We start from the raw sequence: 15955 nt of genomic DNA, 5'->3' as shown, positions 1-15955 counted from the left end.
CAGTTATGAAAGTATTAGTTGCAACAGAGAAACCATTCGCAGCAGCCGCTGTCAATGGGATCAAGGCAGAAGTAGAGGCAGCCGGCCATGAGTTGGCGCTGCTCGAGAAATATACAGAGAAGGCTCAGTTGCTCGACGCCGTTAAGGATGCCGACGCGCTGATTATCCGTTCTGACAAGGTCGACGCCGAGGTACTCGACGCCGCCAAGCAGCTGAAGATCGTGGTTCGTGCCGGTGCTGGTTACGATAACATCGACCTCGCTGCCGCCACGGCCCACAATGTGGTTGCCGAGAACACGCCGGGTCAGAATGCCAATGCCGTAGCCGAGCTCGTGTTCGGTCTGCTCGTGATGGCCGTTCGTGGATTCTACAACGGTAAGAGCGGTTCAGAGCTGCTGGGCAAGAAACTCGGTATCCTTGCTTTCGGAAATGTAGGCCGCAATGTAGCCCGCATCGCCAAGGGCTTCGGTATGGATGTCTATGCCTTCGATGCTTTCTGTCCTGCAGAGGTGATCGAGAAGGCCGGTGTTCACGCCGTTGCTAATCAGGACGCTCTCTTCGAGACCTGTGATGTTGTCTCACTGCATATCCCCGCTACCCCTGAGACCAAGCAGAGCATCAACTACGCTCTGGTGGGTAAGATGAAGAAGGGTGGTATCCTTGTGAACACAGCCCGTAAGGAAGTGATCAACGAGCCCGAGCTGATCAAACTGATGGCCGAGCGCGAGGATCTGAAGTTCGTTACCGACATCATGCCCGATGCCAACGACGAGTTCGCGAAGTTCGAGGGGCGTTATTTCTCAACCCCGAAGAAGATGGGTGCTCAGACAGCCGAGGCAAACATCAATGCCGGTATCGCTGCCGCCAAGCAGATCAATGCCTTCTTCAAGGATGGCGATACGAAGTTCCAGGTGAACAAGTAAAAACACTCCTAAATAAAGAAGCCTCCCAAACCGGGAGGCTTTTTTTTTATTTCATCACGACCTTTCGTCCGTTTTGGATATATATTCCTTTCCGAGGATTCGAGACACGCTGGCCATGGAGGTTGTAGATGGCATCGTCGGCCTCGGCCTTTTGGAACCGGATGCCTTGGATGGCGGTGGTCTTAGGGGTAGACTCTGAGCTGACGGTACATCCCCAACCTACGGTTACTGATCCGGAAACCTCCGTATCATCCGTCTTAATCAGTTTCACATCATTCAATTTGGCTGTCAGGGCTGTTCCTTCAAGCGCCTGGAGTGTGATGCGATAGACGCTTGATCCCAGTTTGGTGGCGTCGAAGTCGAGTGTCGAGGTGGCGGAACCAGCCTGCAGAGCAATGTACTGTTCATTGTGCTTGGCGCTACCGTCGTCGTTTTTGCCAATGATGTCACCATACACCTTGATCTGTAGCTTGTCAGAATAGTCGTTGTCTAATTCCACGCGAATACTCTTGTAGTCGCTCAGTTTGAACGAGGTGGTATTGTTCCATCCGCCATAGAGAAACAGCTCTCCCCACTGACTGTTATAGTTGATGGTATATACCGTCTGATAGTCATCAGGCGTGGGATACTTATAACCGTCGGTACTGCCATAGTAGGCCTTGATGAGGGTCTGGGCGAGATCAGCTTGATGGAAAGCGGGTAGGGTGCGGTAGGTGCCATCTGAGAGTCCCATCCAGTAGAAGGTCCCGACACCATTCTCCTTGGCCTTCTTGACGAGATAGTCCATGGCATAGAGAGCCACCTTACGATCCGTATTGTAATAGTCGATATTCGAAGGCCATGTGGTGAATGTCGCATATTCTCCGATGATCACAGGAGCCCTGTTCAGCAGATTCTTCTTGATATTATTGAGCAGGTTGTCGATCTCATTCTTCGCATTGCTCTCACTCGTCCAGTTAGGATAGCTGTGCAACTGGAAGATGATATGCCCTGTTTCTTCTGGCAGCTCCAGTTGTTTCATGGCGTCACCGGTGCTGCTGGCAGAGTAGGTGTTCACGACCAGATTGCGATCCTTGTTATTGCCACCAGTAGCACGGACGATGGTCACGAAACTCTTGGCATAGTCGTTGATGGCCTTATAGCCATCCGTCTTGTCAACAGGCTCGTTCCAGGTGTTCTTCTCGTCAAGCATCTCGTTGAATGCCTCGAAGAGCAGCTTCTGGTCATAGTCCTTGAATGTCTCGGCAATCTGTTTCCACAGACCTTCGTATTTTGCCTTGTTCGTGTTGTAGTTGTTGCCTGATGCCTTCAGCCACGACTTGTAGGTGTTGCTGTCCGCACCTGTATCGTGATGTACATTGAGGATGCAGTACATGCCCTGGTCGATCACATAGTCTACCACCTCTTTGACGCGATTCATCCATGCGGCGTTCACCTTGCCGTTGCTATCCATCTCCTGATACCAGGTCACGGGCACACGGATGGCACTGAATCCTGCCTCTTTCATCATCTTCAGGAGCTCAGGCTTTGTAACGGGCTGTCCCCAGCAGGTCTCATGCTCAGCCGTGGTCGTCCAGGTCTTCGAAGCGTCATTTGCATCAAGGGTGTTGCCAAGATTCCAGCCCACGCCCATGTTCTTCACGGCATCTTTGGCCGTCTCGAAATCAGCGGCCTGTGCATACGAACACATCACCAGGCCACACAGTAATAGTAGAGTTTTCTTCATACAAAATGTTTTTGGGTCATATTTATAGTTTTATCTCCCGCAAAGATACCATTTATTTGTGAAGTGGGCAAATAATATTCCGAAGATTTTGAGAATTCGGAACTTTTGAGTAATTTTGCAGTCCTATCTATCAGTAACTTCATTATAAATATTAGAATATGGCAATTATCAAACCTTTCAAAGGTATCCGTCCACCCAAGGAACTGGTGGAGAAAGTGGAAAGCCGCCCCTACGACGTCCTTAATTCCGAAGAGGCACGCGCAGAGGCCGGCGACAACGAGATGAGTCTGTATCACATCATCAAGCCTGAAATCGACTTCCCTGTAGGCACTTCAGAGTATGATCCCCGTGTCTATGAGAAGGCCGCCGAGAACTTCCAGAAGTTCCAGGACAAGGGTTGGCTGGTGCAGGACGCTGGCGAACATTATTATATATATGCCCAGACCATGAACGGCAAGACGCAGTACGGTCTTGTGGTATGCGCCCATACCGATGACTATATGGCCGGCCGTATCAAGAAGCACGAGCTGACACGCCGCGACAAGGAGGAGGACCGCATGAAGCATGTGCGTGTGAACAATGCCAACATCGAACCGGTGTTCTTCGCTTATCCCGACAACAAGGTACTCGATGATCTGATCATGCGCTATGCCGCTACCGAGCCCGAGTACGACTTCATTGCGCCCATCGACGGTTTCCGTCATCAGTTCTGGATTGTCTCTGATGATAAGGATATTCAGATTATTACCGAAGAGTTCGCAAAAATGCCTTCTCTGTATATCGCAGATGGACACCATCGTAGTGCTGCTGCTGCTCTTGTTGGCGCAGAGAAACAGAAACAGAATGCCAATCATAAAGGAACCGAAGAATATAATTTTTTCATGGCAGTATGCTTCCAGGCTTCTCAACTTACTATTCTCGATTACAACCGGGTTGTGAAGGACCTCAATGGTCTTTCGTCAGAAGAGTTCCTCGCATCACTGCAGGTTAACTTCGAGGTTGAGGATAAGGGCATCGAGATTTATAAACCTCAGCAGTTGCACGAGTTCTCGCTTTATCTTGACCAACATTGGTATAGTCTGAAAGCAAAGGAAGGAACATATGACAACAATGACCCCATTGGAGTTCTCGATGTGGACATTTCCAGTCGATTGATTCTTGATGAGATTCTGAACATTGGCGATTTGCGCTCATCTCAGCGTATTGATTTTGTGGGAGGTCTGCGTGGTCTTGGAGAATTGAAACGTCGTGTAGATTCTGGTGAGATGCGTGCAGCTTTGGCACTTTATCCTGTCTCTATGCAACAGATTATGGATATTGCCGACAGTGGAAAGATTATGCCGCCGAAGGCTACATGGTTTGAGCCGAAACTTCGTTCTGGCTTAGTCATTCATAAACTCAGCTAATTATAATATGGAAGAAGGGAACCGCACGGGTTCCCTTCTTTTTTTATGCGGAGAGTGAGGGATTCAAACCCCCGATACCCGAAAGGGGTATACCGGATTTCGAGTCCAGCGCGATCGATCACTCTGCCAACTCTCCAAATGCGAATGCAAAGGTACTACAAATATCTGAATCCACCAAAATTATTCGAAAGAAAGTTTATTCAGTCTATTTTGTAGTTGTTCTGCCTCACTTTTACGGATGCTAAGTCTAATTTCACAGGTATTATCATAGGTTTGCGAGATAATGCGTGGTTGCATCTCTTTAACGATACGCATTACTTCGTTCATTAATGGGTAGGCAAAAGAATATGTAATTACCTCTTCGACCAAACGGGTCACGATCTCAGAGTGGGCTATAGCGTCGGAGGCCGCCTCTCGATAGGCAACAATGAGCCCGCTTGTGCCAAGGTTTACACCGCCATAGTAACGTACTACTACAACAAGAATGTCAGTAAGTTCATGACTGTTAATCTGTCCTAGAATAGGCTTACCTGCAGTCGAAGAAGGTTCTCCATCATCGTTTGCGCGGAAATCTGTGCGTTCAGGACCAAGCATATATGCATAACACACATGACGGGCATCATAATACTTTTTTCGATATCCCGCCAGTATTTCCTTGATTTCATCGACAGTTGAAACATGATGAGCGAAGGCGAGAAACTTGCTACGCTTATCAGTGTAGTAGCCCTCGCCCTCGCTTTTGATCGTTTTATACTCGTCGAGCATATTAATTGTTATACTCCTGCCAAGATTTTATCTTTACATCCTCAAGGTTCATGGCTGTGAAAGCTTCGATGAAAGCTTTGGCCAAACGAACGTTGGTCATCAGGGGGATGTTGTGGTCAATAGCGCCACGACGAATCTTATAACCATTGGTCAGTTCGCGACTAGTATGGTTTTTGGGGACATTGATAACAAGACCAACCTTGTGCTGACTGATAAGATCCATCACGTTATTGTTGCCATCCTCGTCGGGCCATGCCACAGCTATGGCCTTCACACCATTGTCGTTAAAGAACTTAGCTGTTCCTGCAGTCGCATATATTGTATAACCTTTCTTGGCTAATTGCTGAGCTGGCTCAAGCAGGGAGACTTTTCCTTTTGCTCCACCAGAAGATATAAGAACAGCTTCCTTTGGAATACTATAACCTGTTGCAATCAAGCTATTTAAAAGAGCCTCGTTCAAGTCATCTCCTAAGCAGCCAACCTCACCTGTTGAACTCATATCAACACCTAATACCGGGTCTGCATTTTGAAGACGGGCGAAAGAGAACTGTGATGCTTTTACACCGATTCTATCGATATCGAACTCACTCTTATCTGGTTTCTGATAGGGTGCATCAAGCATGATTTTTGTGGCAGTCTCAATAAAGTTCCGTTTAAGAATCTTCGATACAAACGGGAACGAGCGAGAAGCGCGGAGATTACATTCGATAACCTTTACTTCGCGATTCTTCGCCAAGAACTGAATATTGAACGGGCCGCTGATGTTCAGTTCGGCAGCTATCTTACGTGCAATCTTCTTAATCTGTCGAATGGTTGAGAAGTAGATGTTTTGAGCAGGGAAGACCATTGTAGCATCTCCAGAGTGCACACCTGCATATTCAACATGTTCTGAGATGGCATATTCAATCACCTCACCTTTATCAGCAACAGCATCGAACTCTATCTCCTTAGTCTCTGTCATAAACTTAGAAACTACCACAGGGAACTCCTTTGAAACTTCCGTGGCCATGTTAAGGAATCGATGTAACTCTTCCTCGTCGTAACAAACGTTCATCGCAGCACCTGAGAGAACATAAGAAGGACGGACTAATACGGGATATCCTACTTTAGCCACAAAACCTTTTACGTCGTCGAAGGATGTTAGGGCCTGCCATGCAGGCTGGTCAATTCCCAATTTGTCGAGCATAGCCGAGAACTTATCACGATTCTCTGCACGATCGATATTTACAGGTGATGTTCCTAATACGGGTACACCCTGACGATGTAACTTCATGGCGAGGTTATTGGGTATTTGTCCACCAACAGAGACAATCACGCCACGAGGCGTTTCCAAATCGATGACATCAAGTACACGCTCCAATGACAGTTCGTCAAAATATAAACGGTCACACATGTCGTAGTCGGTTGAGACGGTCTCTGGGTTATAGTTGATCATTATTGACTTATAACCTAATTTACGGGCGGTATTGATGGCATTCACCGAGCACCAATCAAACTCAACGGAAGAACCGATGCGATAGGCTCCCGATCCAAGCACGACTACTGACTTTTCATGAGAATAATAGTTTATATCGTGTGCTGCAACATATTTTTCACCTTCGGGATTACCGAAAGCAGGGATATGCGTGTAGGTGAAATAGAGATAATTGGTCAGCTCTGGGTGCTCAGATGCAACAGTCGGTATACGCTTCACACTTGGTACAATACCACGTTGTTTACGATACTTACGTACCTCCAGATTCTCCTTCTCCATATTTGTTGCTTTTGATTTTAGAACAAAACGAGCAATCTGGAAATCGCTAAATCCACAGCGTTTTACCTCTAGCAACAACTCATCAGGCAACTCTTCAAGTTTATTATATTTCTGAAGTTCCTGTTTTAAATCTACGATATGTTTCAGGCGCTCCAGGAACCAGACGTCAATCTTTGTGAGCTCTTCAATACGTTCTATAGCATAACCTTCTTCAAGAGCCTGAGCGATAGCAAAGATACGAAGATCAGTTGGATTTGCCAACTCCTCCTCAAGTTTATCAAACTTCGTATGATCGTTGCCGACAAAGCCGTGCATGCCTTGTCCAATCATGCGGAGACCTTTCTGTATCATTTCCTCAAATGAACGTCCGATAGACATGATTTCACCGACAGATTTCATCGAAGAACCAATCTGACGACTTACACCGGCAAATTTAGTAAGGTCCCAACGCGGAATCTTGCAAATCATATAATCAAGACTCGGAGCAACGTAGGCACTTGAGGTCGTACCCATTTCACCAATCTGGTCAAGTGTATATCCGAGCGCTATCTTGGCAGCAACAAAGGCGAGGGGATAGCCTGTTGCCTTTGAAGCCAAAGCGGAAGAACGTGACAGACGAGCATTAATCTCAATGATACGGTAGTCGTTAGTCTCTGCATTGAATGCGAACTGAATATTACATTCACCAACAATACCAAGGTGTTTTACACACTTAATGGTAATTTCTTGTAACATCTTCACCTGCTCTTCTTTTAAAGAACATGTCGGCGCTACAACAATTGATTCGCCCGTGTGAATGCCTAAGGGATCAAAGTTCTCCATCGAGGCAACAGTGAAACAACGGTCGTTTGCATCACGAATACACTCGAACTCGATTTCTTTCCATCCCTTCAGTGATTCCTCAACCAAAATCTGGGGAGCGAAAGTGAAGGCCGACTCAGCCAGTTCAATAAACCTTTTCTCGTCGGGACAGATACCCGAACCAAGACCGCCGAGCGCGTAGGCAGAACGAATCATGATCGGGAAACCAATCTCGTGAGCTGCCTTCAAGGCATCTTCCATCGACTCTACAGCATGTGATACAGGTACTTTCAGATTAACTTCTGCCAGCTTTTTAACAAAAAGGTCGCGGTCCTCAGTATTCATGATGGCCTCGACGCTTGTACCTAAAACTTCAACTCCGTACTCCTTAAGTGTGCCATTTAAATAGAGTTCTGTACCACAGTTTAAGGCAGTCTGGCCTCCGAATGCCAATAGAATACCATCGGGACGTTCTTTTTTGATAATCTCAGTTACAAAATGGGTATTTACCGGTTGGAAGTATACCTTATCAGCAATACCTTCACTTGTTTGGATAGTAGCGATATTGGGGTTTACGAGCACAGACGAAATCCCCTCTTCGCGGAGTGCTTTCAGTGCCTGTGAACCGGAGTAGTCAAATTCTCCTGCTTGTCCGATTTTCAAGGCGCCTGAGCCGAGGACAAGTACCTTCTTCAGTTCTTTCTTCATATTATGTATTGGGTTGATTTGAGATTTCTTTTTTTAGTCGTTTGCAAAGGTACAAAGTTTTTGCGAAACCACCAAACATCAGACTGCCGTTATTTGTTAAAAACCATGGCCTTTTCATATTATCATAGCAGGCCGTATTCAAAGAGTATATTTATACAAATAGAACGGAGAACCTATGGAATTTAGGATCTCCGTTCTTATGAGATGAAAATACTATCTATACAGTTATTGATAATATGTGATAGTACGTGTGGTTACCATCTCCTGGCCCATCATGCTAGCCTTTCTGCTGATCCAGTTCCCATGGTCATCAAATTCATAGTCAGTATACGGAGATTCCATTTTCTGACCACCCATATCAATTGTTTCGGATGTAACAACACCATTTTCGTCGTAGTTAGATGTTGTCTTGATGTCCTGTCCCATCATGTTAATAGTCTGGCTCTTTACACGACCGTCTTCCCATGTGTACTTCACGTCTGTGGACTGTCCTTGCATGCTCATCGTGGCAGACTGAAGATAACCATTCTCATCATACACCACGTTGGAAATCTCAGAGGATTTCATTTGACCGTCTTCAGTGAACTCGATGGTGCGTGTCATACCCATCATACTTGTACTAATCGACTTGACGGGACCTTTTGCACCATTGGCCTCTACGTCATGGAACTTTGTTTGTGCCTGCATAGCGAAAGGAAGCGCCAGCATGGCAATCATCATCATTACTTTTTTCATTTTACTTGTTAGTTAGGGTTTATAATAATAAATGTTGATGGGGCAAAGTTAGTTTTTCTTTTTTAAATGACAAAATTATCTTCTTATTTTTTTGTTTTATTAAACGTAAGCATGGAGACAGTAACTGTCTGCGTGCGTTTTTTATGAAAAAGGAATCTTATTTCAACAATTTTTGATTATCTTTGCACACTAAACATAGCATGACAACATGAACAACGACATACTAAAACAACTAAATGATAGTCAACGTGATGCCGTATTATATTGTGATGGAGCATCATTGGTAATAGCGGGTGCAGGCTCGGGTAAAACACGTGTTTTGACCTATAAGATTGCATGGCTTCTGGAGCAAGGAATGAAACCTTGGAATATTCTGGCACTGACATTTACGAATAAAGCGGCAAGGGAGATGAAGGAACGAATAGGGCGACTAGTTGGAGAGGAACAGGCAAGATATTTGAACATGGGGACTTTCCATAGTGTCTTTGCCCGAATTCTAAGAGCAGAAGCAGAGCATATCGGCTATAATACGAACTTCACGATATATGACCAAGCAGATGCTCGTTCGTTGGTTAAGACGATAATAAAGGAGATGCAACTTGACGATAAAGTATACAAACCATCATCTGTGGCCGATAGAATCTCTATGGCTAAGAATCATCTTCTTTTGCCACTTGCATATGCTGAGAGTACATGGGCGAAAGACGATGCGACACAGAAACGTCCTCAGGTGAGTGCTATTTATAAAAGGTACGCGGAAAGGTGTCGTCAAGCAAATGCGATGGACTTTGATGACTTGCTCGTCCAAACATTCGTATTATTCAAGAATCATGAGAGTATTCGTAGGAAATACGTAGATAAATTTCATTTTGTGCTTGTCGACGAGTATCAAGATACTAATTTCGCTCAACAGTCTATAGTCTATCAGTTGACCAAGGAACGCCAGAAAGTGTGTGTAGTTGGTGATGATGCGCAGAGCATCTATTCTTTCCGGGGTGCAAACATCGATAATATTCTGAATTTCCAAAGTCAGTATGATCATGCGATGCTCTTCAAACTGGAACAGAACTACCGTTCGACACAGTTGATTGTGCAGGCGGCAAATTCATTGATACGTCGTAATGAACAGCAAATACCGAAGAATGTTTTCTCGAAGAATGAACAAGGCGAACGACTCCAACTGAAACCTGCTTATTCTGACAAAGAAGAGGCTATGATAGTGACGCAGGATATCAAACGTATACGACGACAGGACCAAAGCAACTGGAACGATTTTGCCATACTGTACCGCACAAACTCGCAAAGTCGATCATTCGAAGAACAGATGCGTAAGGATAATATTCCATATCGTATATACGGAGGATTGAGTTTCTATCAGCGTAAGGAGATCAAGGACGTCATTGCTTATTTTCGTCTGGTTGCTAATCCTGATGATGAGGAAGCTTTCAAACGTATCATTAACTATCCGGCTCGTGGTATCGGTGATACGACAGTGGGCAAGATTGTTCAAACGGCTCAGAAATACGGTGTAAGTCTTTGGCAGGTAATTAAGGAACCTATTCTTTTCCCGATGGAAGTAAGTAAAAGTACCATGACAAAACTGACAACTTTCAAGAATCTGGTTGAGGGTTGGATCGAAAAACTAAATGTCGAAGATGCCTATTGTCTCGGACATGATATTATCATGCAGTCGGGTATTAGTAAGGATATCTATTCGGGACGTAATCCAGAGGATATGTCAAGACAAGAGAATCTCGAAGAGTTTTTGGGCGGTATGCAGGACTTTGTGGAGAGTCGACGCGAGGAAGATATGGGGGATCATGTCTATTTGCCAGATTTCTTACAGGAGGTGGCTCTGTTAACGGATCTTGATAGTGATAATGGCGAGACGAATGATAAAGTAACACTGATGACAATTCACTCGGCAAAGGGACTGGAATTTCCTACTGTGTTTATTGTCGGACTGGAGGAAAACGTTTTCCCTTCACCGATGTGCACAAATTCCATGCGTGAATTAGAGGAAGAACGTAGGTTACTCTATGTGGCAATCACGCGTGCCGAAAAACATTGTATTCTGACATGTGCACAGAACCGTTTCAGGTATGGACGGATAGAATACGACACTCCCTCGCGATTTATCCGTGATATTGATCCGGAGATGTTAGATGTGCAATCAGAAGTGGGTGGGGGAGAATCTATCTTTAATAATATACGTCCTTATAACCGCTATGACGGAGGGGCATACGGTGCAGGAAATAGCTATGTAGGTAAGCATCGTGGCTTCGAGAGTGAGAAACCGGAGTGGATGCAGAACCCTCGTCCTGTTGCCACACAGTTCCGGGCGGATCCAAAACCAAGAGCTGTGGCGCCAAGAAAGCCAGAACGACCTGTTGATCCTTTTGGTCCTAACTTCAAACGTATTCATCAAGCGGTGGCACCCCGATCAATGACATCATATACTGGAACAAGTAACCTTCATGAGGGGTGCACAATAGAACATCAGCGTTTTGGTATTGGAACAGTCATTAGCATAGAAGGGACTGGAGAAAACACAAAGGCAACTGTACAGTTCCGTAACACGGGAACCAAGCAATTGCTGTTAAAGTTCGCAAAGTTTAAGGTCATCGGATAGAAGTATCTAGTATGTAGACCAAAATAAATTAGAGCGCCTCATCATCGGGGCGCTCTAATTTATTCTTTGCATTCACCTTCGGAAGATGTTTCTTTTTCCGAAGCCAAGCTGCTTTCCTTATTTCATAATCTTCATGGTGTTTCTCCAAATATCCGTCAGCCATCACATTCTACTTCTTAAATTTCGCATATATGACATTAATCTGAATAGGAGAGTTGGGACCACCTACCAACTGGGTGCTTGAAAGTCCCATGTTGTTGCCTATAGCTGATACCGTATTATTTCCATAACTATCTTTTGTGGAAGTGGTGGAAATGGGGACTAATACGACTTTATTCCAGTCGGGGTGTTTTACCAACCAATTAGGGTCTTCATTCACACCTTGGATTCTAAGTTGTTGCATATGGGTGATGAGATTACCAATGTTTGAGAATGTGTATGCGTTGTTCGTAAGCGTAGCGGAATACGAACATATCTGGTCATATAACTTCTCTTGCTCAAAGAATGAATGTAGACTGTCTTTCTGAACCATCAGAATGGTCTTAGGTGTTTGTAACAGATAATCACTATCTTGGAATTTACTATTCTGACGCTGGAATGAAAGACTTGCAGACAGAAGCGAATCACCAACATGGCTTTGAGAAATATCTTCAACAGGCAGAGTTACTTCGGTAAAGATACCAGCCGGTGTCTTGAGGTATGTACAACTTTCGTCAGCTACAAGCCTGGCCAATGCCTTCTGATCATTAGTGATCTTGGTAGTCTGCAAGACCTCTGGTGTCGCAGACATATTCATAACACCATAATAGACTGTGGTATCACCTTGGTAGTGGTAATAGACATTCATGCTTATCTCTGCCAACTTCGCCATAACACCAAGTCCGTCATTCACCTCAAAGAAGAAACCAGGACAGACATTGTGGATAAAAGTATACGAATTTTTAAAATACTCCGGGTGCTCATAGAAATTCCGCATAATATGAGTACCATAGTTGTTATATATTATCCCATTTTTGCCTGTATAACTATCATTCAAACAGATTCGAGCGCAGTCTGTATAGCCGGAAAGATTTCGAATACTATCCTTATATGTAAGATTCGCCATCGTGAACACATGACTTTTTATGACGTCGCTAGTTTTCACGTAGCCTTCGCTTTTAGGATCGAAGTTACTGTAATACCGCCTCATATCGCTCATGGGTTCATTTAGCTCATAGATGTCTAATTTTACCGGTGCGAGTGAATCTCCATAACTCTCCGACTTGTTAAAATAGAGTATTATTTCACATGAGTCGGCTGCAACACCATTCGCATAACTTCCAAGAATCTTACTCTTTTCAGGCATCCGATAATTCTCCAGCATATTAAACTGGGTCATAAACTCACTCTTCACGTATGCTCCAGTCTCAGGATCTTTGATCTTTCCGATATAACTGGTAGAACTATGCGCATATACTGAATCGGCAAATATGGATCTGGATATAGCGTGGAAGACTCCCGTCGACATGTCCAGTTGGTCTGTATGACCAGTTAACGAGGAGCCGATAGTTTCTGTGTCTTCATTACAAGAAATTATCGCCATTGCGGTAAATGCAATCGCTGTAAACAATCTTAGTTTCATGTGTTATAATGTTTAATCTTCTTCTACGGTCTGCTCCTCCTCAGGGAAGAGTTGCGCATAGAATTTCTCGTATTCATCTGCAAAATCTCTGTGGTAACCAAGTACAGGTATATTTCTACCTTTTGCGTAATCAAGCAATTTCTTGTTGACAACTTCATCTGCCTGAACGACACCATCACTATAATCAATAGCCAACTTCACTAATTCGTTGATATCAAAGTTGTCGTTATATCCCTTTAATAGTTCTGCCTTGGCTTCACGGAATTCAAGACATTTCTTGAAGTTTGTTCCAAGATCTTTTTCTAAGCTCTTGGAAAACAGAGAAGTGACAACCTTTGTCTTAGCGAAAGAAGGCTCGTCATGGTAGGCTGTCTTTACGTAAAGAGGTACGACAGCGCTCATCCATCCTTGGCAGTGTATGATATCTGGTACCCAACGCAGTTTTTTTACTGTCTCCAGTACACCACGAGCGAAAAAAATAGCTCGTTCACCATTATCAGGATAATCTTCTCCTTGTTCGTCTTTTTCCATCAGACGTTTTCCGAAATAATCGTCATTGTCTATGAAATAGACTTGAACCCTGGCGGATTGTATTGATGCCACTTTGATAATCAACGGGTGGTCTGTATCATTAATAATCAGGTTCATTCCTGATAGGCGGATAACTTCGTGCAACTGTCCGCGACGTTCATTGATCGTCCCCCATTTGGGCATAAATGTACGAATCTCATGATTGAGTTCTTGCATAGCCTGTGGCAGATCCTTGCCCATGAGCGACAATGAGTTGTCTGGAACATAAGGAGATATCTCCTGGTTGATGAATAGTATTTTTTTCTTTGCCATCTTGGATGATTTTACCTTGCAAAGATACAAAAAAAGTTGCACTAAAAAGACTTTCTGTGCATGTTTTTAGCAAAAAGTGACATTTTATGGCCTTTTTTTTGTTTCTTTTTCCCTTTTTCTTAAAATAATTGTAGTTTAGGTATGACTTTATACGAACCTGTTAATAAGTGCGACAAAGCGTGCTCCATACTTTTGCTTTTTATAATCTCCTATTCCGGAAACGTTGCCGAACTGCTCTAATGTGGTTGGCTTGATTGTAGCCAAAGTATGGAGGACCTTATCGCTAAAAACAATATACGGTGGAAAGCCTTCCTCATTAGCACATGTCATACGCAAGACACGCAAGGCTTCAAATAATTTTGCATCCTCGACTCCTGTTGTCGAAGGTAGACCAGGAATGGTGATAGTTGGTATCTCCAGTTTTAGTTTTGGTCTATTCTGTGATTCGTTTACATGATGGTCTACGACACAGAGTTGTACTGTCTTTCGTCCATATAGGACATCATCACCCATCTCTGTTATCTTAACTTTGTTCTTGTCATTATAAGCTATCTCAATATAGCCCATCTGCATCATCTGTAACAGATAATCTTGCCAATCATTTGTCGTTATTTCTCTTCCAACCCCAAAAGTCTTAAGGCGGTCAAATCCATGTCGGACAATAGTGGGCGAATGCATGCCTTTCAGGATCTCAATAACAGTTGCGATACGGATATTTTCCTCTGTACGTTTGATAGCACTCAGCGCCATCTGCACATAGCGGGTTCCGTCGAATCGTTGCGGTGGATTTTCACAGATATCGCAGGCGCCACAATCATGGTCGGTCTGTTCGCCAAAATAATTGAGTAGAATCCGTCTACGACAGACGGTTGACTCTGCATATTCCCGCATCCGCCGGAGTTTGTCCATGTTAATATCTTGCTGTCCACTCTGTTTGGCGAATTCCGTCAGTTGGATGATATCAGCCAAGGAATAGAACAACACCGTATCGGCTGGTGCACCGTCTCTGCCTGCTCTTCCGATTTCCTGGTAAAAACTCTCAATACTCTTTGGCATATTGTAGTGAATCACCCATCTGACATTGCTTTTGTCAATCCCCATACCAAAGGCAATCGTCGCACAAACTACTGATAATCGGTCGTTCTTAAACAATTCTTGCGTCTGACTCCTTTCTGACGGAGAGAGTCCAGCGTGGTAGGGGGCAGCGTTAATGCCTTTTTTTCTTAAGTCGGCGGCAACCTTTTCCGTCGTTTTTCTACTAAGACAATAAATGATACCAGCATCTATTGGACGTGCTTTAATGAAGTTGAGGATAAAGTGCATCTTCTCTGCCGCTTTGTACCCACGTTTGACCGTGAGCGTAAGATTGGGACGATCAAAACTTGACACAAATTCATGGGCGTCTTTGAGTCGAAGCTGTTGTATAATGTCATGTCGTGTTATCTTATCTGCTGTTGCAGTTAGAGCCAGGACCGGCGTGTCGGGAAATTTATCCCGGAGTTGTCCCAGCTGTGCGTATTCCGGACGGAAATCATGTCCCCACTGACTGATACAATGTGCCTCGTCAATGGCGAAGAGTGAGATCTTGATATAACGGAGCAGTCTATCAATCTCTGACAACACCTTTTCTGGAGAGATATATAGAATCTTAATTTCACCAGCAGCGCATCGGCGACGGATTAAGGTGTCCGCAGTCAAATCGTTCACACTGTTCAATGCTTCTGCTTCAATCCCGTTCGCACGCAGGGCTTCCACCTGATCTTTCATTAAACTGATCAACGGCGAGATCACGATAGCTGTTCCAGTAAGAGCCAATGCAGGAATCTGGTAACAGAGGCTTTTTCCTCCACCTGTCGGCATTAGAACAAGGGCATCACCGCCTTGTATGACATGTTTGATGATCACCTCTTGGTTTTGTCTAAAAGAATCATAACCAAAATACCGTTTCAGGAGCTCATAGATGTCCATAAAATTGAAATTTTCTACAAAGATAGTCGTTTTTTTGAAAAAAAACGGAAAAAATAGTTGCTTATTTGTTTTTT

General features: G+C 44.3%; 11 protein-coding genes and 1 tRNA gene. 3 read left to right on the top strand and 9 right to left on the bottom strand.

Annotated elements, in window-relative coordinates; translation table 11 throughout:
* The first annotated feature begins 5 nt into the window (after positions 1–5).
* Positions 6–923, top strand: a complete 918-nt coding sequence (locus BMY63_RS01520; RefSeq protein WP_091899404.1) for an NAD(P)-dependent oxidoreductase — start codon at positions 6–8, stop codon at positions 921–923.
* Positions 924–969: 46 nt separating this feature from the next.
* Here the strand turns inward: BMY63_RS01520 and BMY63_RS01515 are convergent, their stop codons facing one another.
* Positions 970–2649, bottom strand: coding sequence for a glycoside hydrolase family 5 protein (locus tag BMY63_RS01515; RefSeq protein ID WP_091899403.1), 1680 nt, complete (start codon positions 2647–2649; stop codon positions 970–972).
* Positions 2650–2807: 158 nt separating this feature from the next.
* On the opposite strand from BMY63_RS01515, the gene BMY63_RS01510 reads away from it, so the two are divergent.
* Positions 2808–4055 (top strand): DUF1015 domain-containing protein, encoded by a 1248-nt coding sequence (locus BMY63_RS01510; protein ID WP_091914261.1) that lies wholly within the window; start codon positions 2808–2810, stop codon positions 4053–4055.
* A gap of 48 nt (positions 4056–4103) precedes the next feature.
* Here the strand turns inward: BMY63_RS01510 and BMY63_RS01505 are convergent.
* The 4 genes from BMY63_RS01505 to BMY63_RS01490 all read right to left on the bottom strand — a co-directional run bounded on the left by BMY63_RS01505 (position 4104) and on the right by BMY63_RS01490 (position 8817).
* Positions 4104–4191: transfer RNA gene (locus tag BMY63_RS01505), tRNA-Ser, on the bottom strand.
* A 44-nt stretch (positions 4192–4235) separates the two neighbouring features.
* A complete protein-coding gene (locus BMY63_RS01500) occupies positions 4236–4820 on the bottom strand; it encodes an IMPACT family protein (RefSeq protein WP_091899401.1) in 585 nt (194 codons plus the stop codon).
* A 1-nt stretch (position 4821) separates the two neighbouring features.
* The gene (gene carB / locus BMY63_RS01495; RefSeq protein ID WP_091899400.1) at positions 4822–8082 is read right to left on the bottom strand and encodes a carbamoyl-phosphate synthase (glutamine-hydrolyzing) large subunit; all 3261 of its coding nucleotides are present in this window, start codon (positions 8080–8082) and stop codon (positions 4822–4824) included.
* A 225-nt stretch (positions 8083–8307) separates the two neighbouring features.
* On the bottom strand, positions 8308–8817 hold the full coding sequence (locus tag BMY63_RS01490; RefSeq protein ID WP_143065686.1) for a hypothetical protein: 510 nt from the start codon (positions 8815–8817) through the stop codon (positions 8308–8310).
* Between the two features lie 208 nt (positions 8818–9025).
* On the opposite strand from BMY63_RS01490, the gene BMY63_RS01485 reads away from it, so the two are divergent.
* Positions 9026–11449, top strand: coding sequence for an ATP-dependent helicase (locus BMY63_RS01485; RefSeq protein ID WP_091914259.1), 2424 nt, complete (start codon positions 9026–9028; stop codon positions 11447–11449).
* Between the two features lie 28 nt (positions 11450–11477).
* Here BMY63_RS01485 and BMY63_RS01480 read toward each other — a convergent pair whose 3' ends face one another.
* The 4 genes from BMY63_RS01480 to recQ form a co-directional block, all read right to left on the bottom strand.
* Positions 11478–11612, bottom strand: coding sequence for a dehydrogenase (locus BMY63_RS01480; RefSeq protein WP_091914257.1), 135 nt, complete (start codon positions 11610–11612; stop codon positions 11478–11480).
* 6 nt (positions 11613–11618) lie between these two features.
* Positions 11619–13070: a DUF4270 domain-containing protein gene (locus tag BMY63_RS01475; protein ID WP_091914255.1), complete on the bottom strand. Its 1452-nt coding sequence runs from the start codon at positions 13068–13070 to the stop codon at positions 11619–11621.
* Positions 13071–13082: 12 nt separating this feature from the next.
* Positions 13083–13913 (bottom strand): glycogen/starch synthase, encoded by an 831-nt coding sequence (locus BMY63_RS01470; RefSeq protein ID WP_091899395.1) that lies wholly within the window; start codon positions 13911–13913, stop codon positions 13083–13085.
* A 147-nt stretch (positions 13914–14060) separates the two neighbouring features.
* Entirely contained in the window at positions 14061–15881 is a 1821-nt protein-coding gene (recQ, locus tag BMY63_RS01465) for a DNA helicase RecQ (RefSeq protein WP_091914252.1), read from the bottom strand.
* Positions 15882–15955 lie beyond the last annotated feature (74 nt).

The organism is Prevotella aff. ruminicola Tc2-24 (genome assembly GCF_900110895.1).
Classification (GTDB): Bacteria; Bacteroidota; Bacteroidia; order Bacteroidales; family Bacteroidaceae; genus Prevotella.
The sequence above is the reverse complement of the archived record's forward strand: the minus strand, read 5'-3'. Positions and strand labels throughout refer to the sequence as shown.

Excerpts from the sequence above, each read along its gene's own strand:
- BMY63_RS01520 (WP_091899404.1), top strand. The coding sequence starts at position 6 with ATGAAAGTATTAGTTGCAACAGAGAAACCATTCGCAGCAGCCGCTGTC.
- BMY63_RS01515 (WP_091899403.1), bottom strand. The coding sequence starts at position 2,649 with ATGAAGAAAACTCTACTATTACTGTGTGGCCTGGTGATGTGTTCGTAT.
- BMY63_RS01510 (WP_091914261.1), top strand. The coding sequence starts at position 2,808 with ATGGCAATTATCAAACCTTTCAAAGGTATCCGTCCACCCAAGGAACTG.
- BMY63_RS01500 (WP_091899401.1), bottom strand. The coding sequence starts at position 4,820 with ATGCTCGACGAGTATAAAACGATCAAAAGCGAGGGCGAGGGCTACTAC.
- carB (WP_091899400.1), bottom strand. The coding sequence starts at position 8,082 with ATGAAGAAAGAACTGAAGAAGGTACTTGTCCTCGGCTCAGGCGCCTTG.
- BMY63_RS01490 (WP_143065686.1), bottom strand. The coding sequence starts at position 8,817 with ATGAAAAAAGTAATGATGATGATTGCCATGCTGGCGCTTCCTTTCGCT.
- BMY63_RS01485 (WP_091914259.1), top strand. The coding sequence starts at position 9,026 with ATGAACAACGACATACTAAAACAACTAAATGATAGTCAACGTGATGCC.
- BMY63_RS01480 (WP_091914257.1), bottom strand. The coding sequence starts at position 11,612 with ATGGCTGACGGATATTTGGAGAAACACCATGAAGATTATGAAATAAGG.
- BMY63_RS01475 (WP_091914255.1), bottom strand. The coding sequence starts at position 13,070 with ATGAAACTAAGATTGTTTACAGCGATTGCATTTACCGCAATGGCGATA.
- BMY63_RS01470 (WP_091899395.1), bottom strand. The coding sequence starts at position 13,913 with ATGGCAAAGAAAAAAATACTATTCATCAACCAGGAGATATCTCCTTAT.
- recQ (WP_091914252.1), bottom strand. The coding sequence starts at position 15,881 with ATGGACATCTATGAGCTCCTGAAACGGTATTTTGGTTATGATTCTTTT.